The organism is Pantoea sp. Tr-811 (assembly GCF_011752535.1).
Lineage (GTDB): Bacteria > Pseudomonadota > Gammaproteobacteria > Pseudomonadales > Pseudomonadaceae > Aquipseudomonas.
The window spans coordinates 1-919 of record NZ_VWXJ01000058.1 but is presented as its reverse complement, the minus strand read 5'-3'; the positions used below and the strand labels follow the sequence as shown (position 1 = coordinate 919).

The window sequence follows — 919 nt, the reverse complement described above, 5'->3', positions numbered from 1 at the left end:
TGCCCCAGGCGGTGGCCCTGTTCGGAGTAGTCCTTGTGGGTGAGCACCCGGAAGCGCTCTTCGTACGGCGGTTTTGGCCGGCTGTCTGGGCGGATGCGCAGCGCGGCGGTGGCCAGGCTCGGGTTTTTGGCGGGGTACAGGCTTTCGAGGGTTTTGTTCAGCAGCGTGGCCACCAGGTTGCGGTGGTGGAAGTCGCGGCTGCGCGGGCTCAGGCGCTCGGCGTTGAGCTGGTAGCACATCGGCACATCAGCCTGCTCGCTGCCCTGGGCAGGCCGGAGGTGGGGCAAGGGCTCGGCGGGCATCAGGTCGCGCAACTGGTGCTGGTAGGCCGACACCGACAGGCTCAGGTCCAGGGCCATGCCTTCGGCGTCGCTCAGCACCACCACGGCGGGAATCTTCGGCTGGGTGAAGGGGTAGTGCCGGGCCACGGCGTGGAGCACGCCGGCGAACAGCGCCGAAGGGCGCGGGTGGCTGCTCCAGGCCAGCGACATGCGCTGGGCGTCTGGCTTGAAGTCCTCGACCCAAGTGGGCAGGGCACTGACGGGCAGTACATGGGGCTGGGTGGACGGCGCCTTGTCGCCGGCGATCAGCTCGGCCATGTTCACTTGGCGCATGTGCCGGTTGCGCAGGGCCGCCGAGCCGGTGATGCGCGCGGTGACGGCGTTGGTCCACAGGTGCGGGCTGTAGGCGATCCAGACCTCCTGGGCGGTGGTGGTGCAAGTGTCGGCCCACACCCAGCCCATCGACCGGCTGGAGAGGTAGCGGTCACGCCGCTGGTAGTGCTCCAGCCCCCGGTAGCGCAGTTCCTTGTACTGGCCTTCGCCGTCGTACTCGTGGATGACCAGCTTTTCGCCGTGGGTGCCTTTCATGAACACGTAGACGTAGCCAGGGCGCAAGGCACGCAGGGTGTAGGCGCAGT

General features: G+C 68.1%; 1 protein-coding gene. It reads right to left on the bottom strand.

Annotated elements, in window-relative coordinates; all coding sequences use genetic code 11:
* Positions 1–919: T6SS effector BTH_I2691 family protein (locus F3J44_RS29390; protein WP_205300271.1), on the bottom strand; the 919-nt coding region annotated here is incomplete at both ends.